Consider the following 817-nt stretch of genomic DNA (forward strand, 5'->3'; position numbering starts at 1 on the left):
TAGAGGCTTTCATCGCTGACTATAAAGCTAATCCTAATGATGAAGACAACAAAACTGGATTAGAAGATAGTTTGTCGGAAGCTACTAACTACCTTCCTACCGCAAAGAAGGCAATGAAGAGTCCAGAAGGTCAAAAAGGTTTTGTGGCATATGAAGCTCGCTACAATGAGTTGAAAGCCAAGGTTGAAGCTTTGTTGGCTGGTAAGACAGAACAACCAGCGGAACCAAAAGTTGAGCATCAAGAAATCACTACAACAGAAGAGATTCCTTATGCATCTCGTACCGAAAACAATGCCGATCTTGCAGAAGGTACTCGCAACGTGAAACAAGCGGGTGTTAAAGGTACTAAGACCATTACTTGGGATATCACACTGACAGATGGTAAAGAAACAGCTCGTACTAAGAAAAGCGAGAAAGTTACCAAAGAACCAGTAGAAGAAATCATCGAAGTTGGAACTAAGAAAACAGGTGTAGAAACCAAAGAAACAGTGACTGTAGAGGAAAAAGTTGCTTTCAAAGAAGAAACGAGAGTAGACCCAGTACTGGATAAAGGCCAAACGCGTGTTGAAGAAGGTGAAGAAGGTATCGATGAAGTCACTTATGAAGTGACAAAAGTGGATGGTGTTGAAAAATCTCGTAAAGAAGTTTCACGCAAGACCAAGAAAGCAGCCAAAAACAAGATTACTTATACCGGTTCAAAAGCAGTTGTAACGACTAAGGAAGTAACCAAAACTGAAGAAGTTGCCTTCCGGACTCGTGAGGTTGAAAATGCACTCTTAGCTGAAGGTGTTCGCCGAGTGAAGACAGCTGGTCAAAA

The 817-nt window shown here is 41.5% G+C and carries 1 protein-coding gene; it reads left to right on the forward strand.

What is annotated here, in order from left to right; all coding sequences use genetic code 11:
• The coding region (locus HMPREF2885_RS03640; RefSeq protein WP_186822449.1) for a G5 domain-containing protein at positions 1 to 817 on the forward strand (817 nt) is incomplete at both ends.

Origin of the sequence: Streptococcus sp. HMSC062H02, assembly GCF_001813005.1 — a bacterium.
GTDB lineage: Bacteria > Bacillota > Bacilli > Lactobacillales > Streptococcaceae > Streptococcus > Streptococcus oralis_S.